Genomic DNA, 14,744 nt, shown 5'->3' with positions numbered 1-14,744 from the left:
TCGGCCCTGTGCCCCTCCCTGCCCGCCGCCGAGGTAGCCGGTGTCGAGGTCGTGTCGCCGGTTGTGTGCGACGAGGTCCGGAACGGACCACCGTTGGGTACCCGGCCCGCGTGACGGAGCACATCGTGCACGGATCCGCCGTCCGCGACCGTGGCGGCGGGGCTGCTCGTCGGTCCAGCTCCGGGGTCGAGGCATCCGAGGGGGATTCAGACGTTCAGGTCCCGCCGCAGCTTGCCGACGTGGCCGGTGGCGCGGACGTTGTACTGCGCCACCTCGATCTTCCCCTCCGCGTCGACGACGAAGGTCGAGCGGATGACGCCGGTGACGGTCTTGCCGTACATCGTCTTCTCCCCGAACGCCCCCCACGCCGTGAGCACCGACCGGTCCTCGTCGGAGAGCAGCGGGAACGTCAGGGACTCCTTGTCGCGGAACTTCGCGAGCTTGGCGGGCTTGTCGGGGGAGATGCCGACGACGTCGAGGCCCACCTCGCCGAGGTGGGAGAGGCTGTCGCGGAAGTCGCAGGCCTGCTTCGTGCATCCCGGGGTGCTCGCCGCGGGGTAGAAGTAGACGACGACGCGGCGGCCGCGGTAGTCGGCGAGCGAGACGGGCCTGCCGTCGGCGTCGGGGAGGGTGAAGTCCGGCGCGGCGTCACCGGGGGAGAGGCGGTTGGTCATGCTCGCGATCCTGGCACGACGCCCCGACACCGTGTGATCTACGGTGGCGACCTGCAACTGCCGCACTACACAGGAGGCGTCGTGGCCCGCGACCCGGACACCATCCAGCGTGAGATCGAGAAGGCCAGGGACGCCCTCGCCGAGAGCCTGGACGCCCTCGGCGAGAAGGCGAGTCCCAAGCGGTTCGCCGACCAGGGCAAGCAGGCGGTCCAGGTCCGGCTCGCCGACCCCCGGATCAAGTACGGCCTGATCGCCGTCGGCGCGCTCGTCGGCATCGCGATCCTGAAGAAGCTCTTCAGCTAGCCCCTCTGCGCGGCCGCGAGCTCGAGGGCCGCGGCCCGGTCGGCGCCGTCGGCGACCAGCGCCCGGTAGCGGGCCAGGTGGCGGGCCGCGCCGAACCCGGCGACGGCCACCAGCCGGTCGTCGACGACGTAGCCGACGACGGTGCCGCGGACCGCGCCGCCGTCGAGGCCCGCCCCGAGCAGGGGCAGGACCTCCGCATCGGCGGTGGGGTGCCCGATGAGCTGGATCTTGAGTCCGAACTGGTCGGACCAGAAGTACGGCACGGTCGACGGCGGCGGGTCGACGCCGAGGATGTCGTGGGCCACCGCGGCGGCCTGGTCGCCCGCGCTCGTCCAGTGCTCGGTGCGGTGCCCGTCCCAGGCGGCGACGTCACCGACCGCCCACACCCCGGGCAGCCCGTGCACGCGCCCGGTGGGCCCGCAGGCGAGCCCGTTCGCGATGTCCAGGGTGCGGCCGGCGGCGAGCCAGCCGAGTTCCGGGGCGCCCCCGACGCCGACGACCACCACGTCGGCGGTGAGCTCCGTGCCGTCGGCGAGCACCACGCCGCCGTCGACGAACCCCGTCAGCGACGTGCCGGTGCGCAGGTCGACGCCGGCCTCGGTCATCAGCCGCGCGGCGACCCCGCCCAGCACCGCGCCCAGCGCGCGTTCGGCGGGCACGGCCGCGGACTCCAGCACGGTGACCGCGATCCCGCGACCCACCGCCGCGCTGGCGACCTCCGCCCCGATGAACCCGCCCCCGACCACCAGCAGCGACGACGCCGTGGCCAGTGCCGCGCGCAGGGCGAGGGAGTCGTCGAGGGTGCGCAGCGTGAACGCGGTGTCGGGCTGTCCGGGCAGCGTCCGCGCCACCACCCCGGTCGCGACGACGACGGCGTCGCCGTGCAGCGAGGACCCGTCGGAGAGCTCGAGGGCGATCGAGCCGCGCTCGCCGTGGCGCAGCGCGACCGCGGACGTGCCGAGGTGGGCTCGCACACCCAGCTCACCGAGCGCGTCGACGTCGCGGAGGACGACCTTCTCCGGCTCCCAGTCGCCGGTCAGGACCTGCTTGGACAGCGGCGGACGGTCGTAGGGGGCGTGGGACTCCGCGCCGACGAGGCTGATCCGGCCCTGGTGACCGGCCGCACGCAGCTGCTCCGCCGTGCGCAGCCCGCCCAGGCCCGCCCCCACCACCAGCACGTGCTCGGGTTGCATGGGGCCATCCTGACCGATCACGTCCGGTCAGCCGACGCGGGTGTCGGGGTCCAGTCGGCTGCGCAGCCGGTCGAGGGTCTGGGACAGCAGGCGGGACACGTGCATCTGTGAGATCCCGACCTCCTCGGCGATCTGGGTCTGCGTGCGGTTGCCGAAGAACCGCAGCAGCACGATCGTGCGCTCGCGCTCGGGCAGCTCGCTCATGACCGGTCGCAGGGCCTGCATGAAATCGACGCGGGCGAGCTCGGCGTCGGCCTCACCGACGAGCTCGCCGACGGTGGCGCTGCCGGCGTCGGAGGACAGCATCTCGTCGAGCGAGGAGCTGCGGTAGACCTCCGAGGCCTCCAGGCCCTCCAGGACGTCGGAGACGGAGATGCCGAGGTGCTGCGCGATCTCGCTGGGCCGCGGGGCACGCCCGATCTCCTGGGCGAGGTGCGACACGGCGCCGTTGATCGACACGTGCAGATCCTTGAGCCGCCGGGGCACCCGCATCGACCAGCCGAGGTCGCGGAAGTGCCGGCGCACCTCGCCGCTGATCGTGGGCACGGCGAAGGAGAAGAAGTCGGAACCGCGTTCGGGGGAGAACCGGTCGACGGCGTTGATCAGGCCGACGGTCGCGACCTGGACCAGGTCGTCGAGGGGCTCGCCGCGGTGCGCGAAGCGCCGGGCGATGTGCTGGGCCACGGGTAGGAAACCGGTGACGAGCTCGTCGCGCAGCCGCTCGCGCGCCGGGTCGTCCGCAGGCAGTGAGGCGTACCGCTCCAGCAGGGGTGCCAGGTGGCCGTACTCGGAGTCGCCTCTGGTCACCGGGGTGGGTCGCCGGCGAGCTTGTCCAACCGGATGCCCACCGTGGGGCGTCCGCCGTTCACCCCGGGGCCGGACAGGACGTCGACGTCGTCGGCGAGGGTCTGCAGGACCCGCCAGCCGAAGGTGTCGGTCGACACGGTGGGGGCCGGCTCCCCGACCTCGACCTCGGCGCGCACCTCGATGCCGTCGGCGCGGACGTGGAACGTGCAGTGCAGGACCGAGCGCGGGGCGGCGACGTCGACGAGCGTGGCGCACGCCTCGTCGACGGCCATCCGGAGGTCGGAGATCGCGTCGAGATCGAAGTCGGCGCGGGCGGCGAGATCGGAGGCGACGGCCCGGATGGTCGGGATGAGCGCCGCACTGGCCGAGGTCCGGACCTCCACGGTGGACACCCCGTCGAGCGTCTCGGCGGGATGGGGGGAGTCCAGATCGGACACGCTGCCGGTCTCCTTCCGGGTCGTGCTGGTGCCGGTCGTGCCGGACCGGTCGTGGTGGTGCTGAGGGGTCATCTTGCTACCCCGGGCACCGGGAGATCAATCGAGGCCCGCCTCACGCGGGCCCAGGGAGTCCCGCGGACGCCCGGTCCTCGTGCAGTTCGAACAGCTGGTCGGTCCCGGTGATCGCCAGCGGGCGCCGCACCTGGCGGCCGGAGGCGACGAGGCGCAGCTTGCGGCGGGAACGCTCCGCGCGGTGGGCGGCCTGGATCAGCACGGCCAGACCGCTGGAGGCGAGGAACGTGACGCCGTCGAGATCGGCCACCAACGTGGCGTCGTCCGTGTCGAGCAACGAGTGCAGGGCCGCCTCGAGGTGCGGCGCGGTGACGGTGTCGATCTCGCCGCACACCGTCAGCAGCGCGGTGCCCGGCGCGGGGCGGGTCAGCACGGTGTCGATGGATTGAGCGGCGTCTCCGTCACCCGTGGTGGACGGGATCGTGTCGAACACTCGGGGTACCTCCACGCGCGGGCGGCAGAACGGTCCGCGGACGGTGCGCACGGACGACCGCGCCGGTCTCGGCCGGCGACGTACGGCGGCTGTTGGCTCAACCGCGTCTTCCCCGGACCCTACCGTCGGTGGTCGTCGCGGGCACGGGGTGGCGGCCTCTTCTAGAGTGTTCGCCGTGACCGAGATCTCCGGCACCGCGGGCGTGGCCCCGGTCGCGGCCACCGAACTCCCGCACGTCGTGCACGGGGCGCCCGCCGCCGTCCTGATGATCGACCTCGCCACCCGCGAGGTCGTGTACGCCAACGCCTCCGCCATCGAGCTGACCGGCGACCGGGTGCACCTGCCCGTCGACGTCGACGCGTGGGGGGACGCCGCAGGGCTCACCGACCTCGGCGGGCAGCGGATGAGCGAGACGAACTCGCCGCTGTCGCTGGTGGCCGCCGGCGTACCGGTCGCGGGCGAGCCGGTGGCCGTGCACGACTCCGCGCGGCGCGGGTCGACCGTCACCGACGAGCAGCGCGACGCCAGCGAGGGCCGGTTGCTGTGGGTGACCGGATTCGGGCTCGCAGGGGTGGCGCCGACGCCGGAGGGGGCCGGGCTGGAGTCGCGGGCCCTGGTGGTGTTCCTGCAGATCTCCGGCACCGAGCACGGCGACCGACGTCAGCTCGAGGTGCTGCGCGACCGCGCCGTCGTGGCCACCGAGATGTCGTTCACCATCACCGACCCCCGCCGGCCCGACGACCCGCTGATCTGGGTCAATCCGTCGTTCACCCGGCTCACCGGGTACACCTACGAGGACGTGGTCGGCCGCAACTGCCGGCTGCTGCAGGGCCCCAACACCGACCGGGCGGAGATCGAGCGGATCTCCCGGGCGCTGAGTCGTCGCGAGCCGTTCACCTCGGTCCTGCTCAACTACCGCAAGGACGGGTCGGCCTACTGGAACCAGGTGTCGATCTCCCCGGTCTTCGACGGCGCGGGTGAGCTGATCAACTTCGTCGGCGTGCAGAACGACGTCACCGAGCGGGTGACGGTCGAGCAGGAGCGCGCCACCGCGCTGGCCGACGCGGAGTCCAGTCGCAGCCAACTGCGCCTCCTCGCCGAGGCCACCACCCAGATGACCGAGGCCCTCGACGTCGGTGACGCCTGCGCCCGGCTGGCCCGGATCGTGGTGCCGCAGCTCGCCGACCTGTGCGCGGTCGACCTGTTCGACCGGCCGGGGGTGAGCGCGCCGACCCGCCTGGCCGTGGCCGCGCGCGACGCCGCCGACGAGGGCCGCCTGCGCCGCATGGGCGAGTTCCGGGCCCATCCGGTGGGCGAGGCGGGCGCCACGGGCCGCGTGCCGGTCGGCGACGTACCGCGGTTGATCGCCGAACTGCCCGAGACGGGGGCCGAGCGGCACCCCGACGACCCCGGGTCCGCGGCGGTCTACGACGAGCTGCGGTTGCGGTCGGCGATGGTCGTGCCGATCCGGGCGCGCGGGCGTGTGCTCGGCACGCTGACCCTGCTCACCCAGCTGCCCTACGGCCGCCGGTACGGCTCGCGGGACCTGCACCTGGCCGCCGATCTCGCGGGCCGCGCCGGGCTGACGGTCGACAACGCCCGGCTCTACGAGGTGGAGCACGCCGCCGCGGCCACGCTGCAGCACAGCCTGCTGCCGGTGGTGCCCGAGGTCGCCGGGCTGCAGGTCGCGGCGCGCTACCTCGTCGGCGCCGACGGCAACCAGGTCGGGGGCGACTGGTACGACGTCCTGCCGCTGCCCGACGGGGCCGTCGGCATCGCGGTGGGCGACGTGGTCGGGCACGACCTCGCCGCGGCCGCCGCGATGGGGCAGCTGCGCGGCGTCGTCCGCTCCTACGCGTGGGAGGGTCGCGGTCCGGGCTCGGTGCTCGACCGCTGCGACCAGCTCGTGCAGGGCCTGGAGATGGCCGCGATGGCCACCGCGTTCTACGCCCGCATCGAGCCGCCCGACGCCGACGGCGTGCGCGTCGTCCGTTACGCCAACGCCGGGCACCCCGCGCCGCTCGTGCTGGGGCCCGACGGCGGGCTGCGCCGCCTCGACGAGCAGCGCTCCCCGATGATCGGCGCGGTCCCGATGTTCGGCCACTCGTCGGGCCGGGTGCGCGCCGAGGCGGAGCTGTCCTGCCCGCTCGGCTCCGTGCTGCTGCTCTACACCGACGGGCTGACCGACATGGCGGGCCACGACGCCGACGAGCGGACGGCGCTGCTGGAGCGCACCGTCGTCGCCCAGCGGCCGGGCGTCGAGGCGGAGGAGCTGGTGGAGGGCGTGCTGGCCGCGTGCGCGCCCACCCGGCTCAGCGACGACGTCGCGCTGCTGGCGGTCCGGCTCACGGCCTGATCACGGAACGGTTGCGTCACGGCTGCGTGAAGTCGCCGCTCGGAGATCGTTCCGGGCCGCTGGGCGTATGTACCCGTGCACGGTGCACGGGTACCCGCCGGACGCGGTTCACTCGTTCCCGAAAGGCCGGATCGGCGGGCAACGGAGCCCGCGGGCGGCATGGTCTGAGGGGGCGGTGGATGGTCGCGGAACCGGTGGGCGGACTCGTCGCACCAGAGACCCCCTCCGTCGCCGACCGGTTAGTCCGACCGGTCACGCAGCGGCGGTTCGTCGCCGTCTCGGTGTGCACCGTCGAACTGCTGCGGCCGGGGTCCGATCTCGTCCGTCTGCTGGAGGGCGGCCGGTCGGTCGATCTGCTCGTGGCCTGTGACGACGGCCCCGTCGGCGACCCCGCCCCGGTCGGGGTGCTGGGCGTGGGCGACGCCGTGGAGCTCGGCGGCCACGACGACGACCTCGACGACGACGACCGCGACGACGGCGGCGAGCTGCGGGCACGGGCCGCGGAGCTCGGGCTCCCCGACCTGGGTGTGCACCGGCTCGGGCTGCGCTCTCCGCTCGGCCCGGGGGCCGAGGACGACCTCGTGGCCGCGCTCAGCGAGCTGGTGGGGTTCGACCCGGAGCCGGGCGTCTACCTCCTCGGGCCGGCCGTCGAGCCGGGCCGGGCGGGCGTCGACCGGGCGGTGGTCGACCGCGCGGTCCAGCGGATCGCTCAGGTCTACGGCATCCCGCTGCTGCGCTACCGCTGCCACGAGCTGACGGTCGTCGACGCGGGCTGAGGCCCTGCCCACTCCGCGGGGCGAGGTGGAATGGCGGTTTCTGCGGGCCCGTTGAAGGGTGCAGGTACGCACGACCGACACCACCACACCCCCGGAGGTCCCGTCATGGGTGCATCCCAGGCCCACCCCATCCCCAGCACTCTCGACGATGCCGCGCGCGATGTCACCGGCGCCGCGCTGCAGGCCACGCTCGTCGACATGATCGACCTGTCACTGATCGCGAAGCAGGCGCACTGGAACCTCGTCGGCCGCCAGTTCCACGACGTGCACCTGCACCTCGACGAGCTGGTCGACACCGCCCGCCTCTACTCCGACACGGTCGCCGAGCGCGCCGCTGCCGTCGGCGTCTCCCCGGACGGCCGCACCGCCACCGTCGCCGCCACCACCGGCATCGCGACGCCCGAGGCCGGCTGGGTCCAGGACCGCGATGTCATCGCGCAGGTCTTCGAGGCCCTCGACGGGGTCGTCGGACGACTGCGCCCGCGCATCGAGGAGACCGACAAGACCGACCCGGTCACCCAGGACCTCTTCATCGGCATGGTCGCCGAGCTGGAGAAGGCCCGCTGGATGTGGCAGGCCCAGAACATCGGCTACCAGAACTCCTGAGCCCCGGGCACGAAGAAACGGGCCCACCCCCCGCGGGTGGGCCCGTTCCCGTGTCGGACCGGATCAGCTGGCGAGCGGGACCCCGCGCTGCTCCAGGATCACGCGGCGCTCGGCCTCGGCCAGCCCGCCCCAGACGCCGAACGGCTCACGGGTCTCCAGCGCGAACTCGCGGCACATGTCGATGACCGGGCAGCGGTGGCAGACCTCCTTGGCCTGTGCCGTGCGCCGGGCGCGTGACGGGTTCCGCTCGCCGTCCGGGTGGAAGAAGCTGGCGCTGTCCATGCCGCGGCACGAGCCGAGGCGCTGCCATTGCCAGGCGTGGTCCATCGGGCCGGGGAGCCGGGAAACGTCGCTCATCGCGGGAGTCACCTCACATGCGTCCGTGCCCGGGGAACTACCGGGCGATCGGAGCACTGATTCCCGCGTCAGCGGTGGACCAAACGCCGAACGGGGTCCCTGGACGCAGGTGTGATGCGGATCACGCCCGGCGGGGCCGATCTCAGGTGGCGACGAGCGCGGCTTCCTGGGTCTCGTGGATGTCGAACAGCGGCACGAGGCCGGCGATCGTCAGCGGGCGCAGGACCCGGCGCGCGGTGCAGACGAGCCGCAGCTCGGTGCCGGCGGTGTGGGCGGCCTCGCGCACCTCGATCAGCGCGGCGAGCCCGCTGGTGCCGAGGAACGTGACGCCGTCGAGGGCGAGCACGACCAGCTCGGTGCCCGTCTCCGGGGCGAACTGGTCGAGGACGGCCGCGCGCAGCTGGGGCGAGGTGAGCATGTCGACCTCGCCGCCGACCTCGATCACGACCTGACCGGGCCCGGCGGGCCGTGTGGCCAGGCTGATCTGGTCGTCCGCATCCCCGCCACGACGGATCGGGGCGGGGTCGGGGGTCGGGTTCTCACGCGTCTCGGACATCGCGGTACACGGTAGGGCTCAGGGGGGTGCACTGCCACCCGAGGCGCGGAGCCGGTGCGCCCCGTTCGGGGTGCGCACGGTGCGTCCGGTGCGCCCGAGCAGCTCCAGCAGCGGCACGGCGACCCGCCGGCTGGTGCCCAGCGCCTGCCGGGCCGCGCTCGCGGTGAACTCCGTGGGCAGGCCGGCGAGCGTCGCCACCGCGCGGTCGTCGGCCCCGGCGAGGAGCACCACCCCGTCGGCGAGGCGGAGCAGTTCACCCGCGCGCACCAGCGACGCCAGTTCGCGTGGACCGAGGCCCAGCTCGGCGAGCCGTGCGGCGTCGGGTGCGGCGAAGGGCTCCCGTGCCAGGTCCTCGCGCAGCGCCTCCAGCCCCGCGACGACGGCGGGCGTCAGTCCCGCGGCCGCCGTCCGGACGACGCGCCCGTCGCGGTGGACGAGCCCCGGGGCGTACGGCAGGACCGCGTCGAGGAGCCGGGTGTCGGGCAGGTCCGCGGAACGGCGGGCGGCCTCCGTCGGCAGGCCGGGGTCGAGCGGGTCGGCGCGGTCGTGGGCGTCGACGGCGGCGGCGAGGTCGCGCGCGGCCGTCACGGCGCGGTCCGGGTCGACCAGCCAGGGGCCCGACCCGAGACCGTCGACCGGGACGCCCATCGCGGCCAGTTCGGCACGCCGCACGATCCCGCGGCGGCGCAGCTCCGTGCCCGGGTCGGCCCGGCCGTCCATCGTGTCCAGCACGACGGCGCGGGCCGCCGCCGAGCCGCGGCGACGCAGGTCCGGTGGGCGGACGTCGAGCACGCTGATCCCGGCGCGTACGCGGCGGCGGCCGGGGTCGCGCAGCACGGCCCGGTCGCCGATGCGCAGCGGCAGCGGGTGCCGCAGCCGCAGGCGTGCGGTGTCGGCACCGAGCGGACGCACGTGGACGGTGACAGCGGCGGACCCGACGTGCAGGGTGAGCTCCCGCGGCAGGTCGTCGTCGCCCGAGTCCAGGCGCACGTCGACGGTATCGGTGGTGAGCCACGCACCGGGGGTGAGCAGGACGTCGCCCCGGGTCAGGGTCTCGCGCGGCACCCCCCGCAGGTTGACCGCCACCCGGCTGACCCCGCCCACCTCCCCGACGGGTTCGCCCCGGCTCTGCAGCCCGCGGACCGACACCCGCCGCGTGCCGTCGGTCCCGGCCAGCTCCAGGTCGTCGTCGACCCGCAGACGCCCGGCCTGCAGGGTCCCGGTGACGACGGTGCCCGCGCCGCGCACGGTGAACGCGCGGTCGACCCACAGCCGGACGTCGGCGGCGTCGTCCGGGGCGGGCAGGCGGTCGACCAGTGTGCCCAGCGCGGTGCGCAGGTCGTCCATCCCGGCGCCGGTCCGGGCCGACACCGCGACGGCCGGGATCCCCTCCAGCGTCGTGCCGCGCAGGTGGGAGCGGGCGTCGTCGAGCGCGAGGTCGGGTTCCAGGAGGTCGCTGCGCGTGATCACCAGCAGGCCGTCGCGGACGCCGAGGGCGGCGAGTGCGTCGAGGTGCTCGGCGGACTGGGGCATCCAGCCCTCGTCGGCGGCGACGACCAGCAGCACCGCGGGCACGGGCCCGATCCCGGCGAGCATCGTCGTGACGAACCGCTCGTGGCCCGGGACATCGACGAACGCGACGGTGCGCGCGCCGATGTCGGTCCACGCGAAGCCCAGGTCGATCGTCATGCCCCGGCGGCGCTCCTCGGCGAAGCGGTCCGGCTCCATGCCGGTCAGAGCGCGGACGAGCGTGGACTTGCCGTGGTCGACGTGACCGGCGGTGGCCACCACCCGTGCGCGGTGACCGTTGCCGGGGCCACGGTCACCGCGCACGGCCGACCGCCTCCACCAGCGCGTCGTCGGACTCCGGCGGCACGGCCCGCAGGTCGAGCAGGCACCGGCCGTGCTCCAGGCGGCCCAGCACGGCGGGCCGACCGGCGCGCAGGGCGGCGGCGTAGGACGCGGGCAGCGAGAGCGCGGCGCTGGGCAGCGCGACGCCGGGCGCACCGCCGCCGCCGACGGTCGAGGCGCTGTCGACGACGGCCGCGTCGACGCCGGGGAGCCGGGCGAGGATCCGCTCCGCCCGCGTCCGCAGCGTCGCCCGGTCGGCGTCCAGGGCGAGCCGGGTGGGCGGCACCGGCCCGCGCAGGGTGGCCTCGAACGCGGCGAGCGTCAGCTTGTCGACGCGCATCGCACGGGCGAGCGGGTGGCGGCGGATGCGGGCGACGAGGTCGGCGCCCTCGCCGGGCGCGCCGAGCAGCAGCCCGGCCTGCGGGCCGCCGAGCAGCTTGTCGCCGGACGCGGTGACGAGCGCGGCGCCCTGCGCGAGCGTGCTGGCGGCGTCGGGCTCGTCGGGGAGCAGGGGGTGCGGGGCGAGCAGCCCGGAGCCGATGTCGGCGACGACCGGCACGCCGAGCCCGGTCAGCTCGTCGACCCCGCAGGAGTGCGTGAACCCGCTGACCACGAAGTTCGACGGGTGCACCTTGAGCACGAACGCGGTGTCCTCGCCGACGGCCGCGGCGTAGTCGTCGCGGTGCACGCGGTTGGTCGTGCCGACCTCGCGCAGCCGCGCGCCCGTCGCCGTCAGCAGGTCGGGGATGCGGAACCCGGCGCCGATCTCGACCAGCTCGCCGCGGGCGATGACGATCTCCCGGCCGCCCCCGGCGAGTGTCGCGGCGACCATCGCGATCGCCGCCGCCCCGTTGTTCACCAGGTGCGCCGCGGCCGCCCCGGGCACGGCGGCGAGCAGGGCGTCGATCGCGGCGGTACCGCGGGGGCCGCGCCCGCCCGTCGCGAGGTCGAGCTCGACGTCGCAGGTGCCTGCGGCGAGGTCGAGCGCGGCCCGCGCGGCGGCGGAGAGCGGGGCCCGTCCGAGGTTGGTGTGCAGCAGCACGCCGGTGGCGTTGAGGACGGGCGCCAGCGTCGTCGGGGTGCCGGGGAGGGCGGCCAGGGCGGCGTCCGCGACGTCGGCGGGGGCGATCTCCCCGGACCGCGCGCGCGCCTGCGCGGCCACGACGGCCTCCTTCACCAGCGCCCGACCCAGCCGCTCCGCCGCCGCCGCGACGGCCGGCTGCGCGAGTACGGCGTCGGTCCGCGGCACGAGACGGCGCACGTCGGTCACGGAGGGATCGTAGGCTGCGTCACATGACCGGTCGACGTCTCACGGAGTTCAGCCACGGCGCCGGGTGCGGGTGCAAGCTCGGCCCGGAGCACCTGGCCGAGCTGCTCGCCACCCTCACGCCGCCGACCGCACCGGACCTGCTGGTCGGCACCGAGACCGGCGACGACGCCGCCGTGTGGCGTCTCGACGCCGACCGTGCGCTCGTCGCCACCACCGACTTCTTCACCCCCGTCGTCGACGACGCGCGCACCTGGGGCCGGATCGCGGCACAGAACGCGGCGTCGGACGTCTGGGCGATGGGCGGGCGGCCGTTGTTCGCGCTCAACATCGTGGCCTGGCCGCGCGACGAGCTGCCGATGTCGGTGCTCGGCGAGGTGCTGGCCGGGGGGGCGGAGATCGGCGCGGAGAGCGGGTTCGCCGTCGTCGGCGGTCACAGCGTCGACGACCCGGAGCCCAAGTACGGGCTCGCCGTGATCGGCGAGGTGCACCCGGACCGCATCCTCACCAACGCCGGACTGCGCGACGGCGACGTGCTCGTCCTGACCAAGGCGCTCGGCATCGGCATCGCGACGACGGCGATCAAGGCCGGCACCGTGCCCGCGGGCCTGACCGGGGCCGCGGTGGCGTCGATGACGCGCAGCAACGGCCCCGCCGCCTCCGCCGCGCTCGCCGCGGGCGCCACCGGCTGCACCGACGTCACCGGGTTCGGGCTGCTCGGGCACCTGTCCAAGATGGCCGCGGCGTCGGGCGTCGATGCGGAGATCGACGTCGCCGCGGTGCCGTTCCTCGACGGCGTGCGCGCGCTCGCCGAGGCCGGGACGGTGCCCGGCGGCTCGCGGCGCAACCGCGACTGGGTGGCGCCGCGCGTCGACGCCGGGGCGTACGGGGAGGTCGATCTCCTGCTCCTGGCCGACGCCCAGACCTCCGGCGGCCTGCTCTTCGGCGCGGCCCCGGAGCGGGCGGCGGAGGCGGTGGCCGCGCTGGGCGCCCCGGCCGCGGTGATCGGGACGGTCCGCACGGGCACGGGCCGCATCGCACTGCGCTGACGGCGGCCACGTTCGGGTGGCCGTCGACACGTCCCGCCGGGCCGCCTGCACAGCGAGTGCGACTCCGATCACGCCGCTCGGATGGCCAACACGGTCGGCGCGAAGCGGGAGATCCGCAAGCTCGTCGAGCACCTGTGGGAACGCGAAGCCGTCGACCGCATGACGTCGGGTACGTACAGCAACGGGACCGGACTCGTCATCCTCACGGACCGCCGGATGTTCTTCCTCGAGGACGGCTGGATGAGCCAGAGGAACGAGGACTTCCCCGTCCGGACCTCCTCCCGCTCGTCACCGGCAGCCACCCCGGGACCTGCCCCCACCGCGGACCCCGACGTCGTGTTCCACCAGCGTCGCCAGCTCGGTGGGCTGCGTGACGCAGGCGTGGTCGCTCCGTCGGAGCTCCTGTCGCGGATCTGACCCCACGGGAGATGACGCTCGGTGTCATCTCACGGACGATCAGGGTTAGCGTCGGGGCGTGATTCCCGTCGACCGGTCCTGTGCCCGCACCCGCGCCTGGGTGCACGAGGCGATCCGGCTGGTCGAGGCGGACGCCAACCGCTCCGCCGACACGCACCTGCACGTGTTCCCGCTGCCCCGCGACTGGGGCGTGCAGGTCTACCTCAAGGACGAGTCGGTGCACCCGACCGGCAGCCTCAAGCACCGGCTCGCACGGTCGCTGTTCCTGTACGCCCTGGTCAACGGGCACATCGTGGAAGGAACGACGGTTGTCGAGGCGAGCTCGGGGTCGACGGCGGTGTCCGAGGCGTACTTCGCCCGGCTGATCGGGGTGCCGTTCGTCGCGGTGATGCCGCGCTCGACGAGCCCGGAGAAGATCGGGCTGATCGAGCGGTACGGCGCGCGGTGCCACTTCGTCGAGCACGCCCCGGAGATGTACGAGGCGGCGCAGCGGCTCGCCGGGGAGTGCGGCGGGCACTACATCGACCAGTTCACCCACGCCGAGCGCGCCACCGACTGGCGGGGCAACAACAACATCGCGGAGTCGATCTTCCAGCAGATGGCGCAGGAGTCGCACCCGGTGCCGGAGTGGATCGTCGTCGGCGCGGGCACCGGCGGGACGTCGGCGACGATCGGCCGCTACCTGCGCTACCGCCGCCACGACACGCGCCTGGCCGTCGTGGACCCGGAGAACTCGTCGTTCGCGCCGGGGTGGGCGAGCGGCGACCCCGACCACGCCACCGGCCTGCCGTCGCGGATCGAGGGCATCGGTCGCCCGCGGATGGAACCCAGCTTCGTGCCCGGCGTCGTCGACCTGATGATGACCGTCCCCGACGCCGCCAGCATCGCCGCCGCCCGCTTCCTGCGCGCGCGCACCGGCACCTGGGCGGGCGGGTCGACGGGCACGAACCTGTGGGGCGTGTGCCAGCTCGTCGCCCGGATGCTGCGCGACGGGCGGCGCGGCAGCGTCGTCTCCCTGATCTGCGACGGGGGCGAGCGCTACCGCCACAGCTACGACGACGACGCCTGGGTCGCCGCGCAGGGCATGGACCTCGCGCCGTACACGGCGACGCTGGAGCGGTTCGTCACCGACGGGGTGTGGGCCCCGCCGGGGTAGGAGCGTGCGCCTCGACCGACCACGGGTGGCCGTCCGGATCGGCGAGCACGGCCGTGCGGCCCCACGGCCGGCCCCGGCGCCCGACGACCGCCGCCCCGGCCGGACCGCCGCCCCGACGAGCGCCTCGACCCTGGACTCGGCCGCCGCGGCCAGGCCGATCAGGCACTCGCCGCCCGCGGTGTGCACGGGGCGGCCGCCGAGGACCCAGCCGAAGGCGTCGGCGGGACCAGCATGAGGTGGACGCCGTCGCCGGCCGGTTCGCCGACCGCGGTGGCGAGACAGTCGCGGTGGAACGCGTGGGACCGACGGCGATCGGCGGGCGAGGACGACGGGCGCGGTGGCGGGCACGGAACGCCCGTCGTGGAGGGACGGGTCGTGGGTAGGAGGACCACCGTCGGCCGAAGTCGTCGGTCGGGGGACGAAAGGTGGACGAC

16 protein-coding genes are annotated in these 14,744 nt (G+C 74.8%); 7 read left to right on the top strand and 9 right to left on the bottom strand.

What is annotated here, in order from left to right; genetic code table 11:
* Window positions 1–206: 206 nt before the first annotated feature.
* A complete protein-coding gene (gene bcp, locus I4I81_RS18515) occupies window positions 207–674 on the bottom strand; it encodes a thioredoxin-dependent thiol peroxidase (RefSeq protein WP_218606140.1) in 468 nt (155 codons plus the stop codon).
* 81 nt (window positions 675–755) lie between these two features.
* On the opposite strand from bcp, the gene I4I81_RS18510 reads away from it, so the two are divergent.
* Window positions 756–977 carry a DUF3618 domain-containing protein gene (locus I4I81_RS18510; RefSeq protein ID WP_218606141.1) on the top strand — a complete coding sequence of 74 codons (222 nt, stop codon included), beginning with the start codon at window positions 756–758 and terminating at the stop codon, window positions 975–977.
* Here the strand turns inward: I4I81_RS18510 and I4I81_RS18505 are convergent.
* Genes I4I81_RS18505 through I4I81_RS18490 form a run of 4 tightly spaced genes read right to left on the bottom strand, consistent with a single transcriptional unit; the run spans window position 974 to window position 3,919 of the window.
* Window positions 974–2,170: an NAD(P)/FAD-dependent oxidoreductase gene (locus I4I81_RS18505; protein ID WP_218616217.1), complete on the bottom strand. Its 1,197-nt coding sequence runs from the start codon at window positions 2,168–2,170 to the stop codon at window positions 974–976. The two genes, I4I81_RS18510 and I4I81_RS18505, sit on opposite strands and share 4 nt — an antisense overlap.
* Before the next feature lie 27 nt (window positions 2,171–2,197).
* The gene (locus tag I4I81_RS18500; protein WP_218602743.1) at window positions 2,198–2,977 is read right to left on the bottom strand and encodes a SigB/SigF/SigG family RNA polymerase sigma factor; all 780 of its coding nucleotides are present in this window, start codon (window positions 2,975–2,977) and stop codon (window positions 2,198–2,200) included.
* Window positions 2,974–3,486, bottom strand: coding sequence for an ATP-binding protein (locus tag I4I81_RS18495; protein WP_218602742.1), 513 nt, complete (start codon window positions 3,484–3,486; stop codon window positions 2,974–2,976). The genes I4I81_RS18500 and I4I81_RS18495 overlap by 4 nt, the downstream gene beginning before the upstream one ends.
* Before the next feature lie 40 nt (window positions 3,487–3,526).
* Window positions 3,527–3,919: an STAS domain-containing protein gene (locus I4I81_RS18490; protein ID WP_226363450.1), complete on the bottom strand. Its 393-nt coding sequence runs from the start codon at window positions 3,917–3,919 to the stop codon at window positions 3,527–3,529.
* A 175-nt stretch (window positions 3,920–4,094) separates the two neighbouring features.
* Between I4I81_RS18490 and I4I81_RS18485 the strand changes: the two genes are divergently transcribed.
* The 3 genes from I4I81_RS18485 to I4I81_RS18475 all read left to right on the top strand — a co-directional run bounded on the left by I4I81_RS18485 (window position 4,095) and on the right by I4I81_RS18475 (window position 7,657).
* Window positions 4,095–6,275, top strand: a complete 2,181-nt coding sequence (locus I4I81_RS18485) for a GAF domain-containing SpoIIE family protein phosphatase (RefSeq protein WP_218602740.1) — start codon at window positions 4,095–4,097, stop codon at window positions 6,273–6,275.
* Between the two features lie 179 nt (window positions 6,276–6,454).
* Window positions 6,455–7,051 (top strand): hypothetical protein, encoded by a 597-nt coding sequence (locus I4I81_RS18480; RefSeq protein WP_218616216.1) that lies wholly within the window; start codon window positions 6,455–6,457, stop codon window positions 7,049–7,051.
* A gap of 105 nt (window positions 7,052–7,156) precedes the next feature.
* Window positions 7,157–7,657 (top strand): Dps family protein, encoded by a 501-nt coding sequence (locus I4I81_RS18475; protein WP_218602738.1) that lies wholly within the window; start codon window positions 7,157–7,159, stop codon window positions 7,655–7,657.
* Window positions 7,658–7,720: 63 nt separating this feature from the next.
* On the opposite strand, the gene I4I81_RS18470 is transcribed toward I4I81_RS18475, so the two are convergent.
* From I4I81_RS18470 to selA, 4 genes are all read right to left on the bottom strand, one after another.
* Window positions 7,721–8,014, bottom strand: coding sequence for a WhiB family transcriptional regulator (locus tag I4I81_RS18470; RefSeq protein ID WP_185719733.1), 294 nt, complete (start codon window positions 8,012–8,014; stop codon window positions 7,721–7,723).
* A 142-nt stretch (window positions 8,015–8,156) separates the two neighbouring features.
* Window positions 8,157–8,570 (bottom strand): STAS domain-containing protein, encoded by a 414-nt coding sequence (locus I4I81_RS18465; RefSeq protein ID WP_218602737.1) that lies wholly within the window; start codon window positions 8,568–8,570, stop codon window positions 8,157–8,159.
* An 18-nt stretch (window positions 8,571–8,588) separates the two neighbouring features.
* Window positions 8,589–10,403, bottom strand: coding sequence for a selenocysteine-specific translation elongation factor (gene selB / locus I4I81_RS18460; RefSeq protein WP_226363449.1), 1,815 nt, complete (start codon window positions 10,401–10,403; stop codon window positions 8,589–8,591).
* Window positions 10,393–11,691, bottom strand: a complete 1,299-nt coding sequence (gene selA / locus I4I81_RS18455) for an L-seryl-tRNA(Sec) selenium transferase (RefSeq protein ID WP_218602736.1) — start codon at window positions 11,689–11,691, stop codon at window positions 10,393–10,395. Before selA ends, selB begins: the two co-directional genes overlap by 11 nt.
* Before the next feature lie 23 nt (window positions 11,692–11,714).
* Between selA and selD the strand changes: the two genes are divergently transcribed.
* The 3 genes from selD (at window position 11,715) to cds1 (ending at window position 14,310) form a co-directional block, all read left to right on the top strand.
* Window positions 11,715–12,737, top strand: coding sequence for a selenide, water dikinase SelD (gene selD, locus I4I81_RS18450; RefSeq protein ID WP_218602735.1), 1,023 nt, complete (start codon window positions 11,715–11,717; stop codon window positions 12,735–12,737).
* An 81-nt stretch (window positions 12,738–12,818) separates the two neighbouring features.
* Window positions 12,819–13,154 carry a hypothetical protein gene (locus I4I81_RS18445; protein WP_218602734.1) on the top strand — a complete coding sequence of 112 codons (336 nt, stop codon included), beginning with the start codon at window positions 12,819–12,821 and terminating at the stop codon, window positions 13,152–13,154.
* A gap of 58 nt (window positions 13,155–13,212) precedes the next feature.
* Window positions 13,213–14,310: an L-cysteine desulfhydrase Cds1 gene (gene cds1, locus I4I81_RS18440; protein WP_218602733.1), complete on the top strand. Its 1,098-nt coding sequence runs from the start codon at window positions 13,213–13,215 to the stop codon at window positions 14,308–14,310.
* The last annotated feature ends 434 nt before the right edge of the window (window positions 14,311–14,744 follow it).

Origin of the sequence: Pseudonocardia abyssalis, from assembly GCF_019263705.2 — a bacterium.
Taxonomy (GTDB): domain Bacteria; phylum Actinomycetota; class Actinomycetes; order Mycobacteriales; family Pseudonocardiaceae; genus Pseudonocardia; species Pseudonocardia abyssalis.
Note: the sequence above shows the minus strand (reverse complement) of the source record. Positions and strands in the feature narration are given on the sequence as shown.